At 36.2% G+C, this 21622-nt stretch carries 18 protein-coding genes; 1 reads left to right on the top strand and 17 read right to left on the bottom strand.

The genetic code is table 11. The features are described 5' to 3' along the window. Positions 1-110 precede the first annotated feature (110 nt). On the top strand, positions 111-698 hold the full coding sequence (clpP, locus tag BM203_RS04505; RefSeq protein WP_090093099.1) for an ATP-dependent Clp endopeptidase proteolytic subunit ClpP: 588 nt from the start codon (positions 111-113) through the stop codon (positions 696-698). A gap of 41 nt (positions 699-739) precedes the next feature. On the opposite strand, the gene whiA is transcribed toward clpP, so the two are convergent. The 17 genes from whiA to BM203_RS04420 all read right to left on the bottom strand — a co-directional run bounded on the left by whiA (position 740) and on the right by BM203_RS04420 (position 21581). Then, the gene (gene whiA, locus BM203_RS04500; protein ID WP_090093098.1) at positions 740-1675 is read right to left on the bottom strand and encodes a DNA-binding protein WhiA; all 936 of its coding nucleotides are present in this window, start codon (positions 1673-1675) and stop codon (positions 740-742) included. A gap of 7 nt (positions 1676-1682) precedes the next feature. Beyond that, positions 1683-2711 carry a gluconeogenesis factor YvcK family protein gene (locus tag BM203_RS04495; RefSeq protein ID WP_090093096.1) on the bottom strand — a complete coding sequence of 343 codons (1029 nt, stop codon included), beginning with the start codon at positions 2709-2711 and terminating at the stop codon, positions 1683-1685. A 3-nt stretch (positions 2712-2714) separates the two neighbouring features. Then, entirely contained in the window at positions 2715-3593 is an 879-nt protein-coding gene (rapZ, locus tag BM203_RS04490; RefSeq protein WP_090093093.1) for an RNase adapter RapZ, read from the bottom strand. A gap of 94 nt (positions 3594-3687) precedes the next feature. Further along, entirely contained in the window at positions 3688-4230 is a 543-nt protein-coding gene (locus tag BM203_RS04485; RefSeq protein ID WP_090093092.1) for an HdeD family acid-resistance protein, read from the bottom strand. A 47-nt stretch (positions 4231-4277) separates the two neighbouring features. Further along, a complete protein-coding gene (uvrA, locus tag BM203_RS04480; RefSeq protein ID WP_090093090.1) occupies positions 4278-7130 on the bottom strand; it encodes an excinuclease ABC subunit UvrA in 2853 nt (950 codons plus the stop codon). Further along, positions 7120-9159, bottom strand: coding sequence for an excinuclease ABC subunit UvrB (uvrB, locus tag BM203_RS04475; RefSeq protein WP_090093089.1), 2040 nt, complete (start codon positions 9157-9159; stop codon positions 7120-7122). The genes uvrA and uvrB overlap by 11 nt, the downstream gene beginning before the upstream one ends. Before the next feature lie 98 nt (positions 9160-9257). Further along, on the bottom strand, positions 9258-10982 hold the full coding sequence (locus BM203_RS04470) for a phospho-sugar mutase (RefSeq protein ID WP_090093087.1): 1725 nt from the start codon (positions 10980-10982) through the stop codon (positions 9258-9260). Between the two features lie 113 nt (positions 10983-11095). Continuing rightward, positions 11096-12022 (bottom strand): thioredoxin-disulfide reductase, encoded by a 927-nt coding sequence (gene trxB / locus BM203_RS04465; RefSeq protein WP_090093086.1) that lies wholly within the window; start codon positions 12020-12022, stop codon positions 11096-11098. A 53-nt stretch (positions 12023-12075) separates the two neighbouring features. Then, positions 12076-13095 (bottom strand): NAD(P)H-dependent glycerol-3-phosphate dehydrogenase, encoded by a 1020-nt coding sequence (locus tag BM203_RS04460; RefSeq protein WP_090093084.1) that lies wholly within the window; start codon positions 13093-13095, stop codon positions 12076-12078. Positions 13096-13132: 37 nt separating this feature from the next. Beyond that, positions 13133-13969, bottom strand: coding sequence for a prolipoprotein diacylglyceryl transferase (gene lgt, locus BM203_RS04455; protein WP_090093083.1), 837 nt, complete (start codon positions 13967-13969; stop codon positions 13133-13135). Positions 13970-13992: 23 nt separating this feature from the next. Beyond that, entirely contained in the window at positions 13993-14934 is a 942-nt protein-coding gene (gene hprK / locus BM203_RS04450; RefSeq protein ID WP_090093081.1) for an HPr(Ser) kinase/phosphatase, read from the bottom strand. Positions 14935-14951: 17 nt separating this feature from the next. Then, on the bottom strand, positions 14952-15221 hold the full coding sequence (locus BM203_RS04445; protein ID WP_090093080.1) for a hypothetical protein: 270 nt from the start codon (positions 15219-15221) through the stop codon (positions 14952-14954). 20 nt (positions 15222-15241) lie between these two features. Next, positions 15242-16358 (bottom strand): peptide chain release factor 2 gene (prfB, locus tag BM203_RS04440; RefSeq protein ID WP_118896846.1). Its coding sequence is split into 2 segments (ribosomal slippage): positions 15242-16285 and positions 16287-16358, totalling 1116 coding nucleotides; the frame shifts between segments, so codons are not numbered across the junction. Between the two features lie 71 nt (positions 16359-16429). Continuing rightward, positions 16430-18829, bottom strand: coding sequence for a preprotein translocase subunit SecA (secA, locus tag BM203_RS04435; protein ID WP_090093076.1), 2400 nt, complete (start codon positions 18827-18829; stop codon positions 16430-16432). 128 nt (positions 18830-18957) lie between these two features. Further along, positions 18958-19518: a ribosome hibernation-promoting factor, HPF/YfiA family gene (gene hpf / locus BM203_RS04430; RefSeq protein ID WP_090093075.1), complete on the bottom strand. Its 561-nt coding sequence runs from the start codon at positions 19516-19518 to the stop codon at positions 18958-18960. A gap of 81 nt (positions 19519-19599) precedes the next feature. After that, complete coding sequence (locus BM203_RS04425; RefSeq protein ID WP_090093073.1) at positions 19600-20304, bottom strand: ComF family protein; 705 nt, start codon at positions 20302-20304, stop codon at positions 19600-19602. After that, positions 20301-21581, bottom strand: a complete 1281-nt coding sequence (locus BM203_RS04420) for a helicase-related protein (protein ID WP_090093071.1) — start codon at positions 21579-21581, stop codon at positions 20301-20303. The genes BM203_RS04425 and BM203_RS04420 overlap by 4 nt, the downstream gene beginning before the upstream one ends. Positions 21582-21622 lie beyond the last annotated feature (41 nt).

Below are 21622 nucleotides of genomic sequence, written 5' to 3'. Positions count from 1 at the left end.
GAATACAAATTTGATACACTTTCATTGACAGCACTTAATGTAAGTGATTTAATTAGCACTGTACTATTTTGAGTGCTAATATTTCTAATTTAAACTAGGAGGTAGAAAAGATGCTAGTACCTACAGTTATCGAACAAACTGCACGTGGTGAACGTGCTTATGACATCTATTCACGCTTATTAAAGGACCGCATTATTATGCTTAGCGGTGAAATTAATGACGACATGGCTAATACAATAATCGCACAATTATTGTTCCTTGACGCCCAAGACAATACTAAAGACATTTCTCTTTATATTAATTCTCCTGGTGGGGTGATCACCTCCGGCTTAGCAATTATGGACACCATGAATTTCATTAAATCTGACGTTTCCACTATTGCTATTGGTATGGCTGCTTCAATGGCTTCCATCCTTTTAACCAGTGGAGCTAAAGGCAAGCGGTTTGCTTTACCAAATTCAACGGTCTTGATTCATCAACCTTTAGGTGGAGCTCAAGGACAACAAACTGATATTCAAATTGCAGCTAATGAAATTCTGAAGAGTCGCGAGAAGATTAACAAGATTTTGCATGAAGCTACCGGTCAACCACTTGAGAAAATTCAAAAAGATACTGAACGTGATAATTATCTAACAGCCCAAGAGGCTAAGGATTATGGCCTAATTGACGAAATTATGGTCAATCAAAAACAAGATTAGTAATAAAAAATGCCTCCCTTTACAGGAGGTATTTTTTATTACTAATCTTGCAAACTCTGCGCCAAATCATGCAACTTTTTTAAGCGGTGATTGGCACCTGATTTAGAAATTGGACCATCTGGTATTTGCTGGGCTAGCTCCTTTAAAGACAATTCCGGATTAGCTAACCTAAGCCGGGCAATCGTCTGTAATTTTTCTGGAATATTTTCTAAGCCAATTTTACGTTCAATTAATTCAATGTCTTCGACTTGCTTAGCAGCCGCTGTAGCTGTCTTTTTTAAGTTAGCCGTATCACAATTAACCAACCGATTAACTGAATTACGCATATCCCGCATAATACGTAAATCTTCAAACGATAACATTGCGTTAAAAGCTCCAACGATATGCAAAAAATCACCAATTTTTTCTGCTTCTTTTAAATAAACAATAAAACCACGCCGCCGTTTAGTCGTCTTAGCATTAAGATGAAAATAGTGATTCATTAATTCCAGCAAGTCATTATTATGATCTTCATAAGCTGAGTAAATTTCTAAATGATATCTACTAGTTTCAGGATTATTCACACTACCACTAGCCAAAAAAGCCCCCCGTAAATAAGACATAGCACCTTCACGCGAAGAGGTAATTCGGGGAGGAACTCGCGTAATTATCCCTAAATCAGTAGCTAAGATTTCTAGATTAGTTAGAATTTCATGAACATGATTTTGCAAACGAACTAAGTATTGATTATTTTTTTTTAATTTCATTTTACGTGAAACAATCAAAAGTGGTTCTACTTGATAAGCTGTTTTTATCAAGGAAAAAATTCGGCGGGCAATTGCAGGATTTTCAGTAGTAATATCAAGACTATACCGGTGATCATGAAAATTCAAAACACCATTCATACGTAAAAAAGCAGCCAGCTCCGCCTTAGCATGTTCTGGATGAATTGTTAATGAAGTTAATTCTTTTTTCACCTTACTTGCATAGCTTGCCATTATTTAACTATTCCTTTCTACGAGACATTGCAGCAAAAGCCAAATTAATAATCTCCTTAGCTACTTTTTGTCCATCATGAAAAACTAACCCACTACGTTGATCAATAAAATCATCAGTGATTACGCGGCTACCTTGAGCACGTAACCCAGCAAAATCGTTTTTAACTGGTTCAATATATGCATCATAATCCTTAGGATTAAATTTAGACATATCAATTTTGGCCCCATTAACCAAGGTCGTATTAATATAATGTCCCCCTAAGTGCTTATTAATTACTGAAACATGCTCGCAATCAGAAAAATGATCTGTTTCACCTAGCTGAGTCATAATATTGCATATATAAATAACTTCAGCTTTAGTTTGACGCACTGCTTCACCTAAGTTAGGTATCATTAAATTAGGTAAAATCGAAGTAAATAAACTACCAGGTCCTAATACTACTGCATCAGCCTGCATAATAGCATCAAGTACAGGTGGCATTGCCTCAGGTTCAGCGGTCAGATTAGTATTAGTTACCCAAACTCTTTTTATTCTCTTATCTTGATTAGTAATTTCTTTTTCACCAGCTTGGATTGTACCATCAATAAATTCAGCATTTAAAGTCAACGGTTCATTAGAAGCCGGAAAAACATGACCATCAACCCGCATCATTCTGGAAAGGGATTGAACGGCATCAAAAATATTACCGTGCATTTCGTTTAGAGCGGCAATAATTAAATTACCAATTGCATGACCAGAAAAGAAAGCGTCAGATGAATCAAAGCGATATTGAAAAATATCCTTTTCTTCTTGCGAAATTTCACTCAAAGAAACCAAAACATTCCGAATATCACCTGGTGGAACAACATTAATAAAATTACGAATCGAGCCTGATGAACCACCATCATCAGATACGGTAACAATAGCAGTAATTTCGGCATTTTGGTCTTTTAAAGCATTTAAAACTACAGGCAGACCGGTACCACCACCAATCACCACAACTTGTGGTCGTCTACTTTTAGTTATCCGAACTACTTTTGCATCTTCATATTTCATACTTTACCTTTTTCTAATATAACGACTAATTTCACGATGGGTAAGATCAACTGTATAATTATTGGCTAAATCATGAGCCAGTTGCTTAGCAATTGCAACACTACGATGTTGACCACCAGTACAGCCAATAGCAATTGTCAACTTAGCCTTACCTTCCTTAATATAACTTGGTAAGGTACACTCGATTAGATTAAGCAGTTTATGGTAAAAAACTTGTGTTTCTTCTTTATTCATTACATAATCAAAAACTCGCCTATCAAGACCCGTAAATGGTCTGAGTTCAGGCAAATAAAAAGGATTCGGCAAAAAACGAACATCCATTACAATATCTGCATCGATGGGGAGACCATATTTAAAACCAAATGACATTACTTCAACTGAAAATGGCTGTTTTGCTTGATCACTAAACTCATTAAGCAATTTTTGCTTTAGTTGTTGCGGAGACATATCTGAAGTATCAATTATATAATTAGCGCGGTTTTTAATGCCTGTTAGTATCTGACGTTCTTCTAAAATACCATCAAGCAAACGTCCGCTTTTACCTAGTGGTGGAATTCTCCTAGTCTCCTTGTAGCGGGCAACTAAAGTGTTATCAGCCGCGTCCAAAAAAACAATGATTGAACGAACACTACCATTATCTTCTAATGAATTTACTTCATTGAGCAAATCTTTATAAAAATTTTTAACGCGTAAATCTACAACGACAGCCACTTTAGTAAAATCATCTGAATTAACAATCAGTTCCCAAAAGCTAGGCAAAAGCGTCGGCGGTAAGTTATCAACCACAAAATACCCCATATCTTCTAAGGCATGTGATGTTACAGTTTTACCGGCACCACTCATTCCCGTTACAATCAGCAACTGTTTTTTTTCATCAGCCATTTCATAAGTCTCCTATCATCTAAATTATAGCACATGCAGTTTTTATATTTTTTTATAAAAAAAAAGCTCTAAAGCGAACTTTTTATCTATAAAATTAACGATTTCCAAATGCTGCTACAATCTCACTTACTCCAAAAATTAATAACCAGAATGAAACTAGCCAAATTAGAGTTAATGCTGATAATGCTGGGTTAAACATCATCCCAATGGCGATAAATAAGCTTAAAACACTTAAAATCATATTAATCCAAAAGTAAGGACCTAATGTACTTTTTAAATGCCAAGTAAAGCTAATACCTGATACTGAATCAAATAAAAACCAAAAAGCAAATAAATAAGCAATAGTTAGTCCTGCGGCATCATACGAATAGAGAAATAAAATACCAATTATAATATCAATAACTCCAGAAATAATTGCTAACCAACTAAAGGAAATAAAATAACGTAAATGGCTATAAACTGCTAACCAAACAAAACCTTGAACGATCGACAAGATAGCAAAAAGCAATACAAAAGCATGCAAAGCTCGGCCAGGATGAAGTATCAAGAATAGGCCAGCAACAATCATTAGTACACCAGCTATTAAAGCAGCCCAGTTAAAGCCATGCTTTTCCCTATAAGTAGAAAAATTATCCATCTCTTTTCCCCCTTGCAGAGTATTCTACACTGTATTAAAAATAATTACTATTTGTTTGCTTTTTTGTGAGCGTTTTCTGTTAAAATTTTGTCACGTTTCAGCACTGGTTTAAGGTATTGTCCAGTATAGCTTTCTTTAACTTGAACAAGTTCTTCTGGAGTTCCAGTTGCAATAATTGTGCCGCCTCTTTCTCCTCCTTCAGGTCCTAAATCAATCAACCAATCTGCACTTTTAATAACATCTAAATTATGTTCAATAATCAAAACAGTATTTCCTTGATCTACTAACCTTTGGAGCACCTCAAGCAAACGTTTAATATCGTCAGTATGTAACCCAGTAGTTGGTTCATCTAAGATATAAAAGTTTTTACCAGTTGAAAGTTTTTGTAGTTCAGCCGCTAACTTCATCCGTTGAGCTTCACCACCAGATAATGTAGTAGCAGACTGACCTAATTTAACATAACCCAAGCCCACATCAACAATTGTTTGTAGCTTACGTGCAATTTTCGGAATGTTTTTAAAAAAGTCACACGCATCAACAATTGTCATGTCTAACACTTGTGCAATGTTTTTATTACGGTAAGTTACCTCAAGTGTTTCTGAATTATAACGATTACCATGACAAATTTCACACGGTACATAAACGTCTGGTAAAAAGTTCATTTCAATCTTAATAATTCCATCCCCATGACACGCTTCACAACGTCCACCTTTGACATTAAATGAAAATCTTGCTTTAGTGTAGCCCCGTAACTTGGCTTCATTAGTCTGCGCAAAAAGCGAGCGAATATCATCAAAAACGCTAGTATAAGTTGCCGGGTTACTTCTTGGAGTTCGCCCAATTGGACTTTGATCAATATCGATAACTTTCTCAATATTCTTATACCCGCTTATGCTCTGATATTTACCAGGTTTAGTTTGATTGCGATTTAACTTTTGCGCTAATACCCTTTTCAAAATCATATTAATCAAAGTTGACTTGCCTGAACCGGAAACGCCAGTTACCACTATTAATTTGCCTAGTGGGAAGTCTACCTTTATATCTTTAAGATTGTTTTCCGCTGCTCCGGTTATAGTTATCTTTTTGCCATTACCCTTACGTCTTGTTAAAGGAACCGGTACAAATTTTTTACCAGCTAGATATTGTCCGGTTAGTGATTTGGTATTTTTTTCAACTTCTTTTGGTGTGCCAGCAGCCATAACTTTACCGCCAAAACTACCAGCACCTGGTCCCATATCAATTAAGTAGTCTGCCTGGCGCATAGTTTCATCATCATGTTCAACCACAATTAGGGAGTTCCCCAAATCACGCATTCTTTTTAGGGCAGCAATCAAGCGATCATTATCACGTTGATGCAGACCAATTGATGGTTCATCTAAGACATACATTACACCTGATAAATTAGACCCAATTTGGGTGGCTAATCTTATACGCTGCGCTTCACCACCAGATAAAGTATTAGCAGTTCGTGATAAAGTCAGATAATCAAGACCCACGCTATCTAAGAAAGTTAAGCGATCACGCACTTCTTTTAAAATTGGCTTAGCAATAACTTCTTCTTGCTCACTAAGCTGAATATGATTAAAAAATTCTATTGCTTTACTAATCGCTAAACTTGATGTTTCCGCAATATCTTTACCCATTATTTTAACAGCTAAAGCTTTACGATTTAATCGCTTGCCATGACAGGTTGAGCAAGTTAATTCTGCCATATACTTGGCCATCACATCACGCATAAATTTAGACATAGGGTGCAAATAACGCTTTTCCACATTCTCCATTACGCCCTCAAAAGGAGCAGTTGTATCATTGACACCAAAATCACCAGTCACATGAAATTTTATTTTTTTAGTTGAACCATGCAAAATTATTTCTTTTTGTCTTTTGGTTAATTTGGCGAAGGGCTTATCTAGCGGTATCTTTAAGGCCGCGCAAGCTTGAGTTAACATTTCACTGTAGTATTTAGAATTTTTCCATGGTGCAATTGCCCCTGCTGCCAAGGTTTTACTTTGATCCGGAATAACTAATTCTTCATCTACTGCTAATTTTATACCTAAACCATCACAATCTGGGCAAGCACCAAAAGGAGCATTAAATGAAAAAAGCCGTGGTTCCATTTCGCCAACTGTAAAGCCACATTTCGGACAAGCGTAGTATTCTGAAAAGTTGAGTATCTCACTATTAATCACGTCCACATTCATGTACCCATCAGACAAGCGCAACGCTGCCTCTACTGAGTCAAATAAACGCGAGCGAATACCATCTTTAATAACTAAGCGGTCAACTACAATATCAATAGTATGCCTTTTATTTTTATCAAGCGTAAAATCATCACCGATTTCATGCATCTCACCGTCAACAATTACACGGACATAACCTGCACGTTGAACACGCTTAAATACCTCTTGGTGAGCACCGCGCTTAGCTCGAATAACTGGGGCTAGCAATTGAATTCGACTGCGATCAGGTAATTCTAAAATACGGTCAACCATTTGTTCGACTGATTGCCGTTCAATTGGGGTTTGATCATTAGGACAAATTGGATGACCAACTCGTGCCCATAATAATCGCAGATAATCATTAATCTCAGTCACTGTACCAACAGTTGAACGTGGATTATGCGATGTGGTTTTTTGATCAATCGAAATTGCGGGATTTAAGCCATCAATTGCATCAACATCGGGTTTATCCATTTGTCCTAAAAACTGTCTTGCATAACTTGAAAGTGATTGGACATAACGTCTTCGTCCCTCAGCATATAGGGTATCAAAAGCTAATGAACTTTTACCTGAACCAGATAAACCAGTTATTACAACTAATTTATCCTTAGGAATTGTTAAGCTAATATTTTTTAAATTATGTTCTCGTGCGCCACGAATAACAATTTGATTATTTGCCATTTATTTTATTTCCTTTTTTGATACTTGGTTTTCTAGTAGAACTCTCCAATTCCATTATCGCATCGCGCAAAGTGGCTGCTCCTTCAAAATCCAATTTTTTAGCAGCTTGCTGCATTTGCTGACGCAAGTCTTTAATCATTGTTTTCTTCTGTTTAGCATTCAATTCGTCAAAATTTAAATCAGCAAAACTTTCATTTTGTTCTTCATCAACTGCTTTAGTTGCCGAAATAACTGCTCTAATTGGTTTAATAATTGTCTGCGGTTTAAGTTGATGTTCTTCGTTAAATTTAATTTGTAAGTCACGTCTGCGCTTAGTTGACTCAATTGCTTGGCGCATTGAGTCAGTAATCGTATCCGCATACAAAATAACTTCACCATTTGCATTACGTGAAGCTCGCCCCATTGTTTGAACTAAGGGACGATAAGCCCGCAAAAAGCCTTCTTTGTCAGCATCTAGAATAGCCACTAGGGAAACTTCTGGTACATCAATTCCCTCACGAAGTAAATTAATCCCAATTAAAACATCATACTTACCTTCTCGTAAATCATGCAAAATTTGCATCCGTTCTAGGGTTTTAACATCTGAATGCAAATATTGCACTTTAATTCCAATATCTTTTAAATAATCCGTTAAATCTTCAGCCATTTTTTTGGTTAAGGTTGTTACAAAAACACGTTCGTTATGGTCAATGCGTTGATTGATTTCTCCAACTAAATCATCAATTTGACCTGCAACTGGTCGAACATCAATTTTAGGATCAAGTAGCCCTGTCGGCCGAATTATCTGCTCCACCTTGTGATCTGTTCGTGCTAACTCATAATCACCTGGAGTAGCTGAAACATATAAAATTTGATTAACATGCTGCTCAAATTCTGCTATTTTTAGTGGCCGATTATCAAGGGCTGAGGGCAAACGAAAGCCATAATCAATCAAGGTTTTTTTTCGGTTACGGTCACCATTATACATGGCCCGAATTTCAGGCATTGTAGCATGCGACTCATCAATCAAAATTAAAAAATCATCTGGAAAAAAATCTAACAGTGTATAGGGCGGTTCACCTTCTTTTCGTCCCTCCATATGCCGCGAATAATTTTCGATCCCGTTAGTGTAGCCTACTTCGCCCATCATTTCGAGATCGAAAGTTGTCCGCTGTTTAATCCGTTCCGCTTCTAATAGTTTACCTTGTCCCTCAAATTCTTTTACCTGAACTTTCATTTCTTGCGAAATTGCCTTAATAGCACGCCGCAATTGTTCTTCATTAGTCATGAAATGAGTAGCAGGAAAAAGTGAAATACTTTCTCTTTCACCTATTACTTCACCAGTTAGGGAATCTATCTCCACAATCCGATCAATTTCATCACCAAAAAATTCAATTCGATAAGCATGATTAGAATTTCCAGCTGGAAAAATTTCCACTACATCCCCACGGACACGAAAACGTCCCCGTTGAAAATCGATATCATTACGGTCATATTGAATATTGACTAAATTTCGCAAAAGCGTATTGCGCCCATAGTCATCACCCTCATGAACTGTAATTACACTAGCAGAATATTCCTTAGGATCGCCTAAACCATAAATACATGAAACAGAGGCAACCACAATTACGTCATTTCGCTCCATTAAATCACTAGTTGCTTGATGACGTAACTGATCGATTTCATCGTTAATAGCGGAGTCCTTTTCAATGTATGTGTCGGATTGAGGCACATATGCCTCTGGTTGATAATAATCATAATATGAAACAAAATAATCAACTGCATTATTAGGAAAAAATTCCTTGAATTCACCATAAAGTTGGCCAACTAGCGTTTTATTATGTGAAATAACCAAAGTTGGTTTATTAAGTTGAGCAATAATATTAGCCATCGTAAAAGTTTTACCTGTCCCGGTGGCTCCTTCAAGAATCTGCTCTTTATATCCTTTGTTAAAGCCAGCTGTTAGTTTAGTAATTGCCTGCTCTTGATCGCCTGCAGGCTTAAACTTAGATACAAGCTCAAATTTACGTTTTTCTTGTCGTTTAATCATAGAAAGGCTCCTTCTAAAAAAGTTGGACATTTATAAGTCCAACTTCAATTGGCAGATATTATTTTACGCTCTCGAACATATTTTCGCACAATATTTGCTTATTGTAATAATTGTTTTAAAGTTAGTTGGTACTGTTCAGCTTTAGACTTAGCTTTTGCAATACTTGACTGGTTAACTCCAACATAGGCTTTAATTACTGGCTCAGTTCCAGAGGGACGCAGAGCAAGCCAAGTTTCATCAGCTAAGTAATATTTTAATACGTTAGCTGGTGGTAATTCGGTTAATGGTTTTATTTCATTATTAACTATTTCTTTTTGCTGTAAGAAATCTTGCGTTTTGACAACTTTACTTCCATTAATTTGTGTTAGTTGCTCACTACGCAATTGACTCATTAACTTGTTCATTTGGCTTTGCCCATCAATTCCAGGCATCTCAATTGCAGTAGTAATTTCATAAGAAGTGCCATATTTTCCCCATATTTCGTTTAAGCCGTCAAATACGGTCATTCCTCGACTAGCATAATATGCAGCAACTTCAGCAAACATCAATGCCCCTTGCATCGCATCCTTATCACGAGCAAATGGCTTAAATAAATAACCATAGCTTTCTTCAAAGCCCATTAAAAATTTGCCATCCTTTTCTCTTGCCATTCGATCAATTTCTTCGCCAATAAACTTAAAGCCAGTTAAAACAGACTTAGTTCTTATCCCGAAATCTTGAGCAATTTTAAGTGGCATGCTACTTGAAACTATTGAAGTGATTAATTCATAATCATTAGAAAGGCGCTGACTTTCTTTTAAATTATTCAACAAATAATAAATCATTAATGTTGCTATCTGATTACCGGTTAAAACCTCAAAACTACCAGTTTTTGTTCTGACACAAGCCCCCATCCGATCAGCATCTGGATCAGTTGCAATAATCAAATCCGCATTTTTTTCATTAGCTAATTTAATTCCTACGTCAAATACATCCCGGTACTCGGGATTGGGTTTCTTAGTAGTTGGAAATTCGGGGTCAATAATCGATTGGCTCGGAACTGGTATTACATTAGTAAACCCCCCTTGCCTAAACGCACGATCATATAATATTTTACCAGTTCCGTGTAACGGCGTATAAATAATTGTTAGTTTGCTAGCATTTTTGGCAATCATATTTGAATTAACACAAACCGTTTGTAATCTAGCTAAATATTTTTCATCAATATCTTCACCAATTAATTTAAGTAAGCCAGCAGAGCGTAATTCATCAACACTAGCTGCCTTAACTTGAAAAATATCTTCTACATTTTGGGCATAAGTAAATACTCGATTTGCGTCAGCAGGTCCCATCTGCGCGCCATCAGCCCCATAAACTTTATAGCCATTATACTCTTTGGCATTATGCGAAGCTGTGATATTGATTCCTGCAAAGGACTTTAAGTGACGAACAGCGTAAGATAATTCTGGTGTGGGCCGAATATCATCAAATAAATAAACTTGAATACCATGAAATCCTAAAATTCTAGCCGCATGTTCAGCAAACTCACGCGAATGATAGCGTGAATCAAAAGAAATCACTACTCCCGCTTTTTTTTCTTTGCAGCCTTTTTCAACAATTAAACGAGCTAATCCTTCAGTGATTCGACCAATTGTAAATAAATTAATCCGATTAATTCCAGGTTCAAGTTTGCCACGCATCCCAGCTGTACCAAAATTTATATCTTGACCAAAGGCATCATCAATCCACTGTTGATTTTGACCAAGTAAATTTAATTGTGCTTGCAAATAATCAGGCATATTTTGCGCTTTTTGCCATATTTTAAAAGTTTCTTTTGCACTCATTACTGCACTAAACCTCTTTTTCTATAATAAATTCGTTTTCATAACCCCTATTCTAGCATTTATTAACTTAAAAAAAGAATTCAACCCACAAGCTGAATTCTTTTTTAAGTTTTTTAATCATTTAAAGCTTGCAAATAATTATAAGCTTCTTGTCCAGCAATGCTACCGTCACCAACAGCATTAGCAATTTGCCGTAAATCTTTCGCACGGACATCTCCCACAGCAAAGATACCGGCCACTTTAGTTTTCATATGTTCGTCAGTAGGAATCCAGCCCTGTTCGTTAACAATGCCGATGTCTTTTAAAGGAGCAGTTTGCGGAATCACACCAACATAAATAAAGACCCCACGAGTAGTTAATTTCTTAGTAATACCCGTTTCCTTATCTTTATAGGTAACACTAGTAACGCGATTGCCATCCCCATCTATTGATTCAGTTTCTGCGTTCCAAATGAAATTCATCTTTTCATTGGCAAAAGCCCTTTTTTGTAAAGTTGGTTGTGCGCGTAATTGATCGCGGCGATGGACAACTGTAACCGACTTAGCATTTTGAGCTAAGTAAATGCCCTCTTCAATAGCCGAATCGCCACCACCAATTACAGCAATATCCTCATTTTTAAAGAAAGCAGCATCACAAACAGCACAGTAAGAAACACCTTTACCAGCGTATTCATCTTCACCAGGAATATTCAAATGCCGATGATCTGCTCCAGTTGCAATAATTAAAGCAGGTGCACGATATTCACCGGTATCAGTTGTTACAACTTTGTAGTTACCTTCAAGACTAACCTGTTGTACATCACCATATTCAAATTTTGCACCAAATTTCATAATGGAATTGTACATTTTTTCGCCTAATTCCGGACCTTTAATTTCGCTAAATCCAGGATAATTATCAATTGCATCAGTGTTATTCATTTGACCGCCATAAAGTCCGCGATCAAGAAGCAAAACTGACAAATTAGCTCGCGAGGCATATAAAGCTGCGGTTAAGCCACCTGGCCCAGCCCCTATAATAATTACATCATAATTTTGAGTCATTTTTTCACCTTAGCCACTTTCTTTTAGTAAGTAAATACTACTCCTAAATAACTCTAAAGTCTAATTTCCTGTTTTGGCTTTCTATCCATCATTTTAGTGATTTCAGTAGCAACACTACTTTTTTCATATAAAACACGATAAACAGCTTCGCTAATTGGCATGTCAATTGCTTTTTCCTGACATATTTCATGAATTGCCTTAACAGTTGTTGCGCCTTCAATTACCTGCCCCATATTTTCAACAATATAAGCAAAACTCTTACCTTCACCCAATTGCTTGCCACAACGCCAATTACGAGAATTGACTGATGTACAAGTTACGATTAAATCGCCAATTCCCGCTAACCCACTAAAAGTCATCGGCTGTGCTTGGTAGCAGTTTACACCTAAACGCGTAATCTCAGCTAATCCTCGCGTCATTAGTGCTGCTTTTGCATTATCACCATAACCTTTACCAGCTAAAATGCCTGCAGCAATTGCAATCACATTTTTAACCGCACCAGCCACTTCAACACCAATTAAATCACTATTGGTATACAAGCGTAAATAGTCATTAGTAAAAATAGTTTGCACTCTTTGTGCATTTTCCTTACTGATTGAAGCACATGTAATGGCAGTAAGGTCTTTTTGCGCTACACTTTCAGCATGGCTCGGCCCAGAAATAGCAACTATTTTCTCTGGATTTTCCGGATATATTTCTTCTGTTAAAATTTCTGAAATTAATTTTTTAGAACCGGGTTCAATTCCTTTAGTAGCAGTAACTACCAATGGCTGAAGATTACTTTGGTTTAAAACAAGCTTAACTTCTTTTGCAACACTGCGAATTGCTTGTGTAGGTAAAACAAATAAGATAATTGCAACATTATTTAAAGCCTGCTTTAAGTTAGCTGTTGCCCAAACCGTTTCATTCACTTGCCAATCCTTCATGTAATGTGTATTAGTATGCTCAGTGTTAATTTCTTGATTAACTTGAGCATTATTACCATAAAGTATAACCTCATTACCTTTATCAGCAAGTAAGGATCCTAAAACTGTTCCCCATGAACCTGCTCCTAAAACTGCAATTTTTGTCATTTAACTTCCAAACTTTCTTTAATAACTATCTCAATATTTAATCCCTTGTATACGGGTATTTTAACCCACTACCATCTAAGTACCACTTAGGCTTAACCACTACTCGACGGTAAATAAATAACAAGAAAACCACGATAAACAAAACTAGACTTAGCAGTTGCGATACCCTGATTGTCTTTGCAATATATAAACTATCTGTGCGCAAACCTTCAACAAAAAATCTTACCGCAGCATACCAAGCTAAATACAGCATAAAAACTTCCCCCTGCTTGAAAATATGTCTGCGATGGCGCAAAAGTAAAATTAAAATTAAGCCAATAAGATTTAGTACAGATTCATATAAAAACGTCGGCTGATAATAAGTGCCAGCTATTTTCATTTGATTAATGATAAATAGTGGTAAATGTAAACTCTGCAAAAATTGGAGTGAAGTCGCTGCGCCATGGGCTTCTTGATTAAAAAAGTTACCCCAACGACCTAAAATTTGGGCTGCCATTACTCCAGGAGTGATTATATCTAACATTAAAAACGGTGGTAATAATTTTTTATAACAAAATACCAATAAAACAATTAATCCAGCTATCAATCCACCATATATAGCAATGCCACCATTCCAAATTGCAATAATTTGATCCGGATGTTGCGCATAATAGTCCCATTCAAATGCAACATAATATATCCTCGCACCTAGATAGCCAATCGGTACTGCCCATAAAAGTAAATCTACAAAATCATCGCTTATAATATGTCTTTTTTGGCCTTCAATAATTGCCATTACTACTGCTAAAATAATTGCAGTTGCCATAATGACGCCATACCATTTAACACTAATATCACCCAAGTTAAACGCAACTGGATTGATTGTTAAAGTCATTTTATTTTCCTTTATTTAATTATTTAATTTTCTCGTGAATTCTGGGCAATTAAAGTAGTTAAATTATCATCAAAAGCAGAAGTTGCATTGTAACCCATTTTTTTAGCTCTAAAATTCATTGCTGCTACTTCAATAATATCTTCCATATTGCGACCGACTTTAACTGGAATTGTAATTTGCGGTACTTCTACATTACAAATATCACGTTTACTCTCTTCAAAGCCAAGACGGTCATAGTTAGCCTTATTATCCCAATTAACTAATTTAATTACTAATTGAATATTAGCTCGATTTTTGACAGCTCCTACGCCAAATAAATCCATTGCATTAATAATACCGATGCCACGAATTTCCATCAAATGCTTTAAAATTTGCGGTGGTTCACCCATCACAGTTTCAACATCTTTTTGATAGACATCAACACGATCGTCAGCAATTAACCGGTGCCCGCGTCTAATAAGTCCTAAAGCCGTTTCTGATTTCCCTACACCAGAATCACCGATTAACAAAATACCTAATCCCTTGACCTCAATAAACACCCCGTGAATTGTATCGCGAACAGCAAGGCGCTCACGTAGATACTCCGTCAAAATACTAGCTACATAAGTAGTTGATTCTGGTGAAGAAAGAATCGGGATTTGCGCCTTATCAGCAGCTTCTTTTAATTCATGTGGTACTGGCAACGAACGTGAAACAAAAAAACATGGTGTTTCTGGTGTACATAGTTTGGTGAAAACCCGCACTAGACTTTCATGATCTAGTCGAGCAGCATAAGAAATTTCTGTACGACCCAAAAGTTGAATTCTTTGCTGCGGATAAAAATCAAAATAACCAGTTAATTCTAAGCCTGGTCGATATATATCAGAAACAACAATTTCTTTCTCACTAATATATTGCGCTCCCTGAACAACGTGAACTATCCGATTATCACGAATTAGATTTTTTAATTTAATGGCATTTCCCATTCTTATACCTCTAGACTTTACTTATCAACATCCTTAGTTTCGGCATCACGCACTTTTTTACGCTTATGCTTGGGGGAATTTTCGTTAGCCCAACCTGTATTCCAAGTTTTTTTCTGATTAGCCGAGCTATTATCTTTGCCTTTAGTGAAATAATTGATTAGCCAAATGATTAAAGCAATAACTATAATTGCCGGTAAAAGCATAAAGATAATATGAAACATAGCAAAAATAATGCATAAGGCAATTAACACTAACAATAAAATACTGACAATTCCCAAAAAACTCATTTTTACACCTATTATTTAACCTATTCAGGATTCTCTTGACTAAGCTGCCATTGTAAATATGCATAAACAAATGGCTGCAATTTTCCATCCATTACACCGCTAGTATCAGCAGTTTCATAACCTGTACGCAAATCTTTAACTAAATTATAAGGGTGAAAGACATAAGACCTAATTTGCGAACCCCAGCCATTCTCCATTTGCTCACCTTTAAGCTCTTGTTTATGCTGGCGTTTTTTTTCTTCTTCTAAATGAAAAAGCTTTGCGCGTAACTCATTCATTGCAGTTTCGCGATTTTGTAATTGTGAACGCTGTGCTTGCGAAGTGGTAACAAAACCTGTTGGCAAATGAGTAATTCGCACTGCACTCGATGTTTTATTAATATGCTGGCCGCCTGCGCCACTTGAACGATAAACATCAATTCGTAAATCTTTGGGATTAATATCAATTTTAATACTATCATCAATTTCGGGAATAATTTCAACCGCAGCAAAAGAAGTATGTCTTCTTTTAGCCGAGTCAAACGGTGAAATTCTTACTAAGCGATGAACTCCATTTTCTGATTTCAATAAACCATAAGCATTTTTACCGCTAATTCTTACGTTAACACTCTTAAGCCCGGCTTCTTCACCTGCTTCATAATTATTAATTTCAAAGTTAAAACCATTCATTTCACAATAACGCTGATACATTCGCAATAGCATCTGTCCCCAATCCATTGCCTCTGTACCACCTGCACCAGGATGAATTTCTAACAGGGCATTATGGCTGTCATATTTACCTGCTAAAAGCAAATTCATCTCATAGTTATGGAATGCACTTTGCAGCTTTTCTAAATCAGCCTCAACTTCTATTTGTAAATCTTGATCTGGCTCTTCATTTAACAATTCAATGGCGGTCAATTCATTTTGATAATTTTCCTGCAAACTTAAAAAAGAATCACGCTTTTCCTTTAACAAGTTTGTTTCGGCAATTAATTTTTGGGCACGCTCTTGCTTATCCCAAAATGAGGGCTCTTGCATTTTACTTTCATTAATCGCAATACTTTCAGCAATTGCATCAAGGTCAAAGAGACCCCCTAAAGTGGTTTAACCGCTTTTGCAAGTTAGTCAACTCACTTTGAATTTCACTAATTTCCATCATAAGTGTTTCTCCATCATAAATTTATAGTAAAAAAGAGAAAGCTGTAACTTTCTCTTCAATCTTAACTTTTACCGACTAAGATTTTGTCTGATTTCAGCCTTCATAAATAAGCGAGTTACATCAAATTCAATATTTGAAATCATTTCTTCAAACATACTGTAACCAGAATCTTGATATTCAACAAGTGGATTAAGTTGCCCATAACCACGCAAGCTAATTGACTGCCGCAATTGATCCATTGCATCAATATGATCTGTCCAGCGGTCATCAACCACTCGCAAAATAACAACTTTTTCAAATTCAAGCATCTCAGATGGGTCAGCCAATGCTTGCGACTTTTCATTATAATTAGCTTCTACAGCATCATATAATTTTTGCTTTAATTCAGGAACTGTAATCGTCTTGAAGTTGATTTTATCTACTTCATCTTCTCTTAACAAACTTGAACTAATGAAGTCCCGCAATGAATCAAGCCGCCACTTACTGTGATCTCCTTGAGTAAACATATCAACTTGACTATCAATTGTACGCTTAATCATCGGTATTAAAACAAAGTTAAGTGAATTATCTTCATCAATAACTCGCATTCTTTCACCATAAATAATTTCACGTTGAATTCGCATAACATCATCATACTGTAGTGTTTGTTTACGGGTATCATAGTTATTACCTTCTACTCGTTTTTGAGCAGATTCAACTTGGCGTGTGATTAAGCGACTTTCAATCACTTTTTCATCATCATTGTCAGATAGTCGATCCAAAAAGTCCTTAACCCGATCACCACCAAAGCGTTTCATTAAATCATCTTCAAGTGAAAGGTAAAAACGGGTAACACCTGGATCTCCTTGCCGACCAGCACGTCCACGAAGTTGATTATCAATTCGCCGTGATTCATGCCGTTCAGTACCAATCACTGCTAGTCCACCGAGCTCTTTTACTCCAGGTCCAAGTTTAATGTCAGTCCCACGACCAGCCATATTAGTAGCAATAGTTACAGCACCACGTTGACCTGCATTCATGATAATCTGGGCTTCTTTAGCATGATTCTTAGCATTCAAAACAGCATGTGGAATACCCGCTTCTTTTAGTAGCTGACTCAACCGCTCTGAACTTTCAACAGCAACTGTACCAACTAACACGGGTTGACCTTTTGCATGACGTTCTTTAATTTCTTCCACTACTGCAGTTAGTTTTGAAGTTAAAGTTGGGTATAGGATATCAGACTTATCTTGACGAATTTTAGGTCGGTTAGTTGGAATCGTAATCGCCTGCATATTGTATATTTCACGAAATTCTTCTTCTTCTGTTTTAGCGGTACCAGTCATACCAGATAGTTTCTTATACATTCTAAAGAAGTTCTGGTAAGTAATTGTCGCCTGCGTCTTTGATTCTTCTTGAATTTTAACGTTTTCTTTTGCTTCAATTGCTTGGTGCAGACCATCAGAATAGCGCCGTCCACTCATAACCCGACCAGTGAAAGAATCAACAATTAAAACTTCCCCATCTTGAACAACATAATCAATATCTTTAAGCATGATGTAATTAGCGCGTAAAGCTTGGTCTAAATGGTGAACTAATTTTTGATTTTCTACATCATACAAGTTCTTCAAGCCAAAGTGATCACAAGCCTTCTGAATACCAGTTCTAGTTAAAGAAATCGTCTTAGTAGGCCAATCAATCTTGTAATCGCCATGATCTTCATCGTCATCCGCATCATCACCACTAGTATCTTCTTTCAAAGTCTTAACAAAACGATCAGCCCGAATATAATCACCATTAGCCTGTTCTGCTTCACCTGAAATAATTAATGGCGTCCTTGCCTCATCAATTAGGATGGAATCGACCTCATCAATAATGGCATAGTTAAGTTCTCGCTGCACCATTTGTTCCTTATAGACAACCATGTTATCCCGCAAATAGTCAAAGCCTAATTCAGCATTAGTTGAATAAGTGACATCACAATTATATGCTTCTCTTTTTTCGTCAGGTGACATTGAATTAAGATTCAAGCCAACCGTCAAACCTAACCACTTATAAAGCTGACCCATTTCTTCTTGATCACGGCTCGAAAGATATTCATTAACTGTGACAACATGAACACCTTTACTTGTTAAAGCATTCAAATATACAGGCATTGTGGCAGTTAAAGTCTTACCTTCACCAGTCATCATTTCCGCAATATTGCCAAAGTGTAATGCAATTCCACCCAAAATTTGGACATGAAATGGGAATAGCCCCAGTACTCTTTTGGCTCCTTCACGCGCTACTGCAAAAGCTTCGGGTAAAAGATCATCTAAACTTTCACCCTTAGCTAGCCGTTCACGAAATTCTGGAGTTTTTGCTTTTAGTTGATCATCAGTAAGTTGATCATATTTGTCAGCATAACTTTCAACTTGATTTGCTATTTTTTCAAATCTTTTTAGTTCTCTTTTATCGTTATTGTATAGTTTCTTTAAAACGTTTACCATTTAATCGATCCTTATATGTACTTAAGTATAAAAACACATGCTAATTTTAACATGATTAGCGCTAAATGAAAAATTAACCAAACAAAAACCTCACATTAAATGTGGGGTCCTCATTCAAATACACTATTTTATTTAGTTTCAATTAAGCCATATTGCCCATCATTCCTGCGATAAACAATACTAGTTCCGTTTGTTTCAGCGTCTTGAAAGACAAAGAAATCATGTTCTAGCATATTCATTTGTAAAATAGCTTCTTCAGGATTCATTGGCTTTAAACCAATCTGCTTATTACGCACAATGGTAAATCCACTATCAGTATCCTGAATTTCTTCATTTGCATCTTCATCTACCGCTTGTTCAACGAAGAAATTATTCACACCCTTTTCGCGCCCCTTACGGTTTACACGTGTTTTGTATTTTCTAATCTGTCTTTCCAGTTTTTCAGAGACAAAGTCGATGCTACGATACATGTCATCAGTTGTCTCTTCTGCTCTCAATACCAAGTATGGCAGTGGAATAGTAATTTCAACTTTGGCAGTCCGATCACGATACACCTTTAAGTTTACATGAGCAACCATCTCTTGAGTCATATCAAAATATTTTTCTAATTTTTTTAAGCGCTTCTCAACGTAACTACGCAAAGCATCGGTTACTTCAATATTTTCACCACGAACATTATACTTTAACATATGAGATTCTCCTTTCAACTGCTATGCAGTCTTACGATACTTACATTATAACAAAAATTGAAAGCGCTGAACAATATTATTCTATCTGCAAACTGAAAAGCTACTTATTTTAGCCTTAGGGAAGGTCGTCAAAACCGCATCCCGTGCATGATACAAGGTCCTGCCTGTAGTATAAATATCATCCAAAAGCAAAACTTTTTTCATATTTAAGTCAATATTATATTTAGCTTTTATAAAAAAGCTTTGCTTACTTTGCAAGCGCTCTTTTCTACTTTTTTCACCTTGTGCTTGTTGCCCATCAATTTTACCCAAAATAGCAGTTAAATTAACTAAATCACCATAAATTGCACTAACTGTGTCAAATTGCCGCTCAGCTATGTGACTAGCAGATGTGGGAATTGGTACATAGTAGTCGGCCTTTATTTTAGCTAAATTTTTATAGCATAAATCTTGTAAAACATAACATAAAACATAATCTCCATAACGTTTATAATTGACCATTAAATCGTGAAATGCCTGATTATATAGATAAACCGCTTGATGATAGAGTACATTGTTACCATAGATTTTTTGCCAACGGCGGCAATCTGAACAAATCAAACTTTCCTTATCAGCGTCTTGTAGTAATTTTCCCGAGCAAATTTTGCAGCTAATTGTAGGTAAAAATTCAAATTGGGCTAAACAATGATGACATAACTGTTCTTCATGCCATTTTCGCCAAGAAAGAAGCTGATTTAACGATAAAACAGGCGCAAACATTTGATTACATAGTAAACATTTTTTCATCTATTAAGTTCCTTAATCTGCTGTGATGCTTTCCGTAACTGGTTTGTATACTTGTGATAGCAAAATAACACTAACCCATCAGTATCATTTTTAGCCCGTCCTACTCTTCCCGCAATCTGCACTAAGCTCGAGGCGGTATAAATTTTATCATCTGCTTGAACAATAATCACCCAAACATGCTTAAACGTCACTCCCCGCTCTAAGATTGTCGTTGTTACTAGAATTTGCAATTTTTGATTGCGAAATTGCTGTACTTTTTCTAGACGCTCTTTATCGCCAGCATAAACACCAGCTATTTTTATTTGCCTAAGTTGTTCAACTTGTTTAAGAGCTGACAAATACAAAGGGATTTGTTCAATTCGTGGTACGAAAAGTAAAAGTGGATGTCCTTTTTTAATTACAGCAATAATCTCCTTTAGTAACTTAGGATGAATTTTGCCCTTACTTAAAAAGGGCCGTAAAAACATTTTCTCTTTTGGTAAGGGTAATTTTCCACCATGAAACCGCCGCTTTACCTGTAAAATTTCAATTTTCCCTACTTTAACATCTGCTAATAAATCTTTAGTTGGTGTAGCTGTTAGATAAACTTGAACACCAGCTATTTTTAATGCATTCTTAGCCGCAAAATGCAAAGTATTATTTTCAACATACGGAAAAGAATCAGTCTCATCAATTACTAACAGATCAAATGCATGATAAAATTTTAATAATTGATGTGTAGTACAAATTGTTAATTGATCAAGCCCTGGATCAACATATTCTTGACCGTGATATTTACCAATTTTAGTTTTATTAAAAGCCGCTTTAAAACGCGGGTATAATTCATTAACAACATCGATTCTAGGACTAGCAATACAACAGCGTTGACCCCAACTTAAGCTTTGATTGATCAAGGCAAAAAGCATTTCTGTTTTACCCGCCCCTGTCACCGCATAGATCAAAGTATTTTTTTTATTTATAAAATTTTCAACTAATTTTTGCGAAATTTTTTCTTGCAAAGGCGTTAACTTACCATTCCATGTTAATTGGCGTTTATCTTTGGGAAAAACAACTTCTTGTTCATTCCGAATCAAAATGTCACCCTCAACAATTCGCCCCAGTTCAATACATGAACGACAATACCGCTTACCGTTTGGCAATTTGGCATTAACCATTGCCCCACACCGCTTGCAATGACTATCTTCAATCGCATTTACTTTGGTTAAATCGGTATTTATGCTAAAATCCTCTTGACTGCCAATCCATTGGCGGCCGATGAGACTAGTTAAATTTTCCATCTACTTTCCCTCCAATCTATAAGTACGTAAAACGAAGGTGA

Origin of the sequence: Lactobacillus bombicola (assembly GCF_900112665.1) — a bacterium.
Taxonomy (GTDB): Bacteria; Bacillota; Bacilli; order Lactobacillales; family Lactobacillaceae; genus Lactobacillus; species Lactobacillus bombicola.
The sequence above is the reverse complement of the archived record's forward strand: the minus strand, read 5'-3'. Positions and strand labels throughout refer to the sequence as shown.

Excerpts from the sequence above, each read along its gene's own strand:
- clpP (WP_090093099.1), top strand. The coding sequence starts at position 111 with ATGCTAGTACCTACAGTTATCGAACAAACTGCACGTGGTGAACGTGCT.
- BM203_RS04420 (WP_090093071.1), bottom strand. The coding sequence starts at position 21,581 with ATGGAAAATTTAACTAGTCTCATCGGCCGCCAATGGATTGGCAGTCAA.
- whiA (WP_090093098.1), bottom strand. The coding sequence starts at position 1,675 with ATGGCAAGCTATGCAAGTAAGGTGAAAAAAGAATTAACTTCATTAACA.
- lgt (WP_090093083.1), bottom strand. The coding sequence starts at position 13,969 with ATGACTTTAACAATCAATCCAGTTGCGTTTAACTTGGGTGATATTAGT.
- uvrA (WP_090093090.1), bottom strand. The coding sequence starts at position 7,130 with ATGGCAAATAATCAAATTGTTATTCGTGGCGCACGAGAACATAATTTA.
- BM203_RS04485 (WP_090093092.1), bottom strand. The coding sequence starts at position 4,230 with ATGGATAATTTTTCTACTTATAGGGAAAAGCATGGCTTTAACTGGGCT.
- uvrB (WP_090093089.1), bottom strand. The coding sequence starts at position 9,159 with ATGATTAAACGACAAGAAAAACGTAAATTTGAGCTTGTATCTAAGTTT.
- BM203_RS04460 (WP_090093084.1), bottom strand. The coding sequence starts at position 13,095 with ATGACAAAAATTGCAGTTTTAGGAGCAGGTTCATGGGGAACAGTTTTA.
- rapZ (WP_090093093.1), bottom strand. The coding sequence starts at position 3,593 with ATGGCTGATGAAAAAAAACAGTTGCTGATTGTAACGGGAATGAGTGGT.
- BM203_RS04445 (WP_090093080.1), bottom strand. The coding sequence starts at position 15,221 with ATGAGTTTTTTGGGAATTGTCAGTATTTTATTGTTAGTGTTAATTGCC.
- BM203_RS04470 (WP_090093087.1), bottom strand. The coding sequence starts at position 10,982 with ATGAGTGCAAAAGAAACTTTTAAAATATGGCAAAAAGCGCAAAATATG.
- trxB (WP_090093086.1), bottom strand. The coding sequence starts at position 12,022 with ATGACTCAAAATTATGATGTAATTATTATAGGGGCTGGGCCAGGTGGC.
- BM203_RS04425 (WP_090093073.1), bottom strand. The coding sequence starts at position 20,304 with ATGAAAAAATGTTTACTATGTAATCAAATGTTTGCGCCTGTTTTATCG.
- BM203_RS04495 (WP_090093096.1), bottom strand. The coding sequence starts at position 2,711 with ATGAAATATGAAGATGCAAAAGTAGTTCGGATAACTAAAAGTAGACGA.
- hprK (WP_090093081.1), bottom strand. The coding sequence starts at position 14,934 with ATGGGAAATGCCATTAAATTAAAAAATCTAATTCGTGATAATCGGATA.
- hpf (WP_090093075.1), bottom strand. The coding sequence starts at position 19,518 with ATGTTAAAGTATAATGTTCGTGGTGAAAATATTGAAGTAACCGATGCT.
- secA (WP_090093076.1), bottom strand. The coding sequence starts at position 18,829 with ATGGTAAACGTTTTAAAGAAACTATACAATAACGATAAAAGAGAACTA.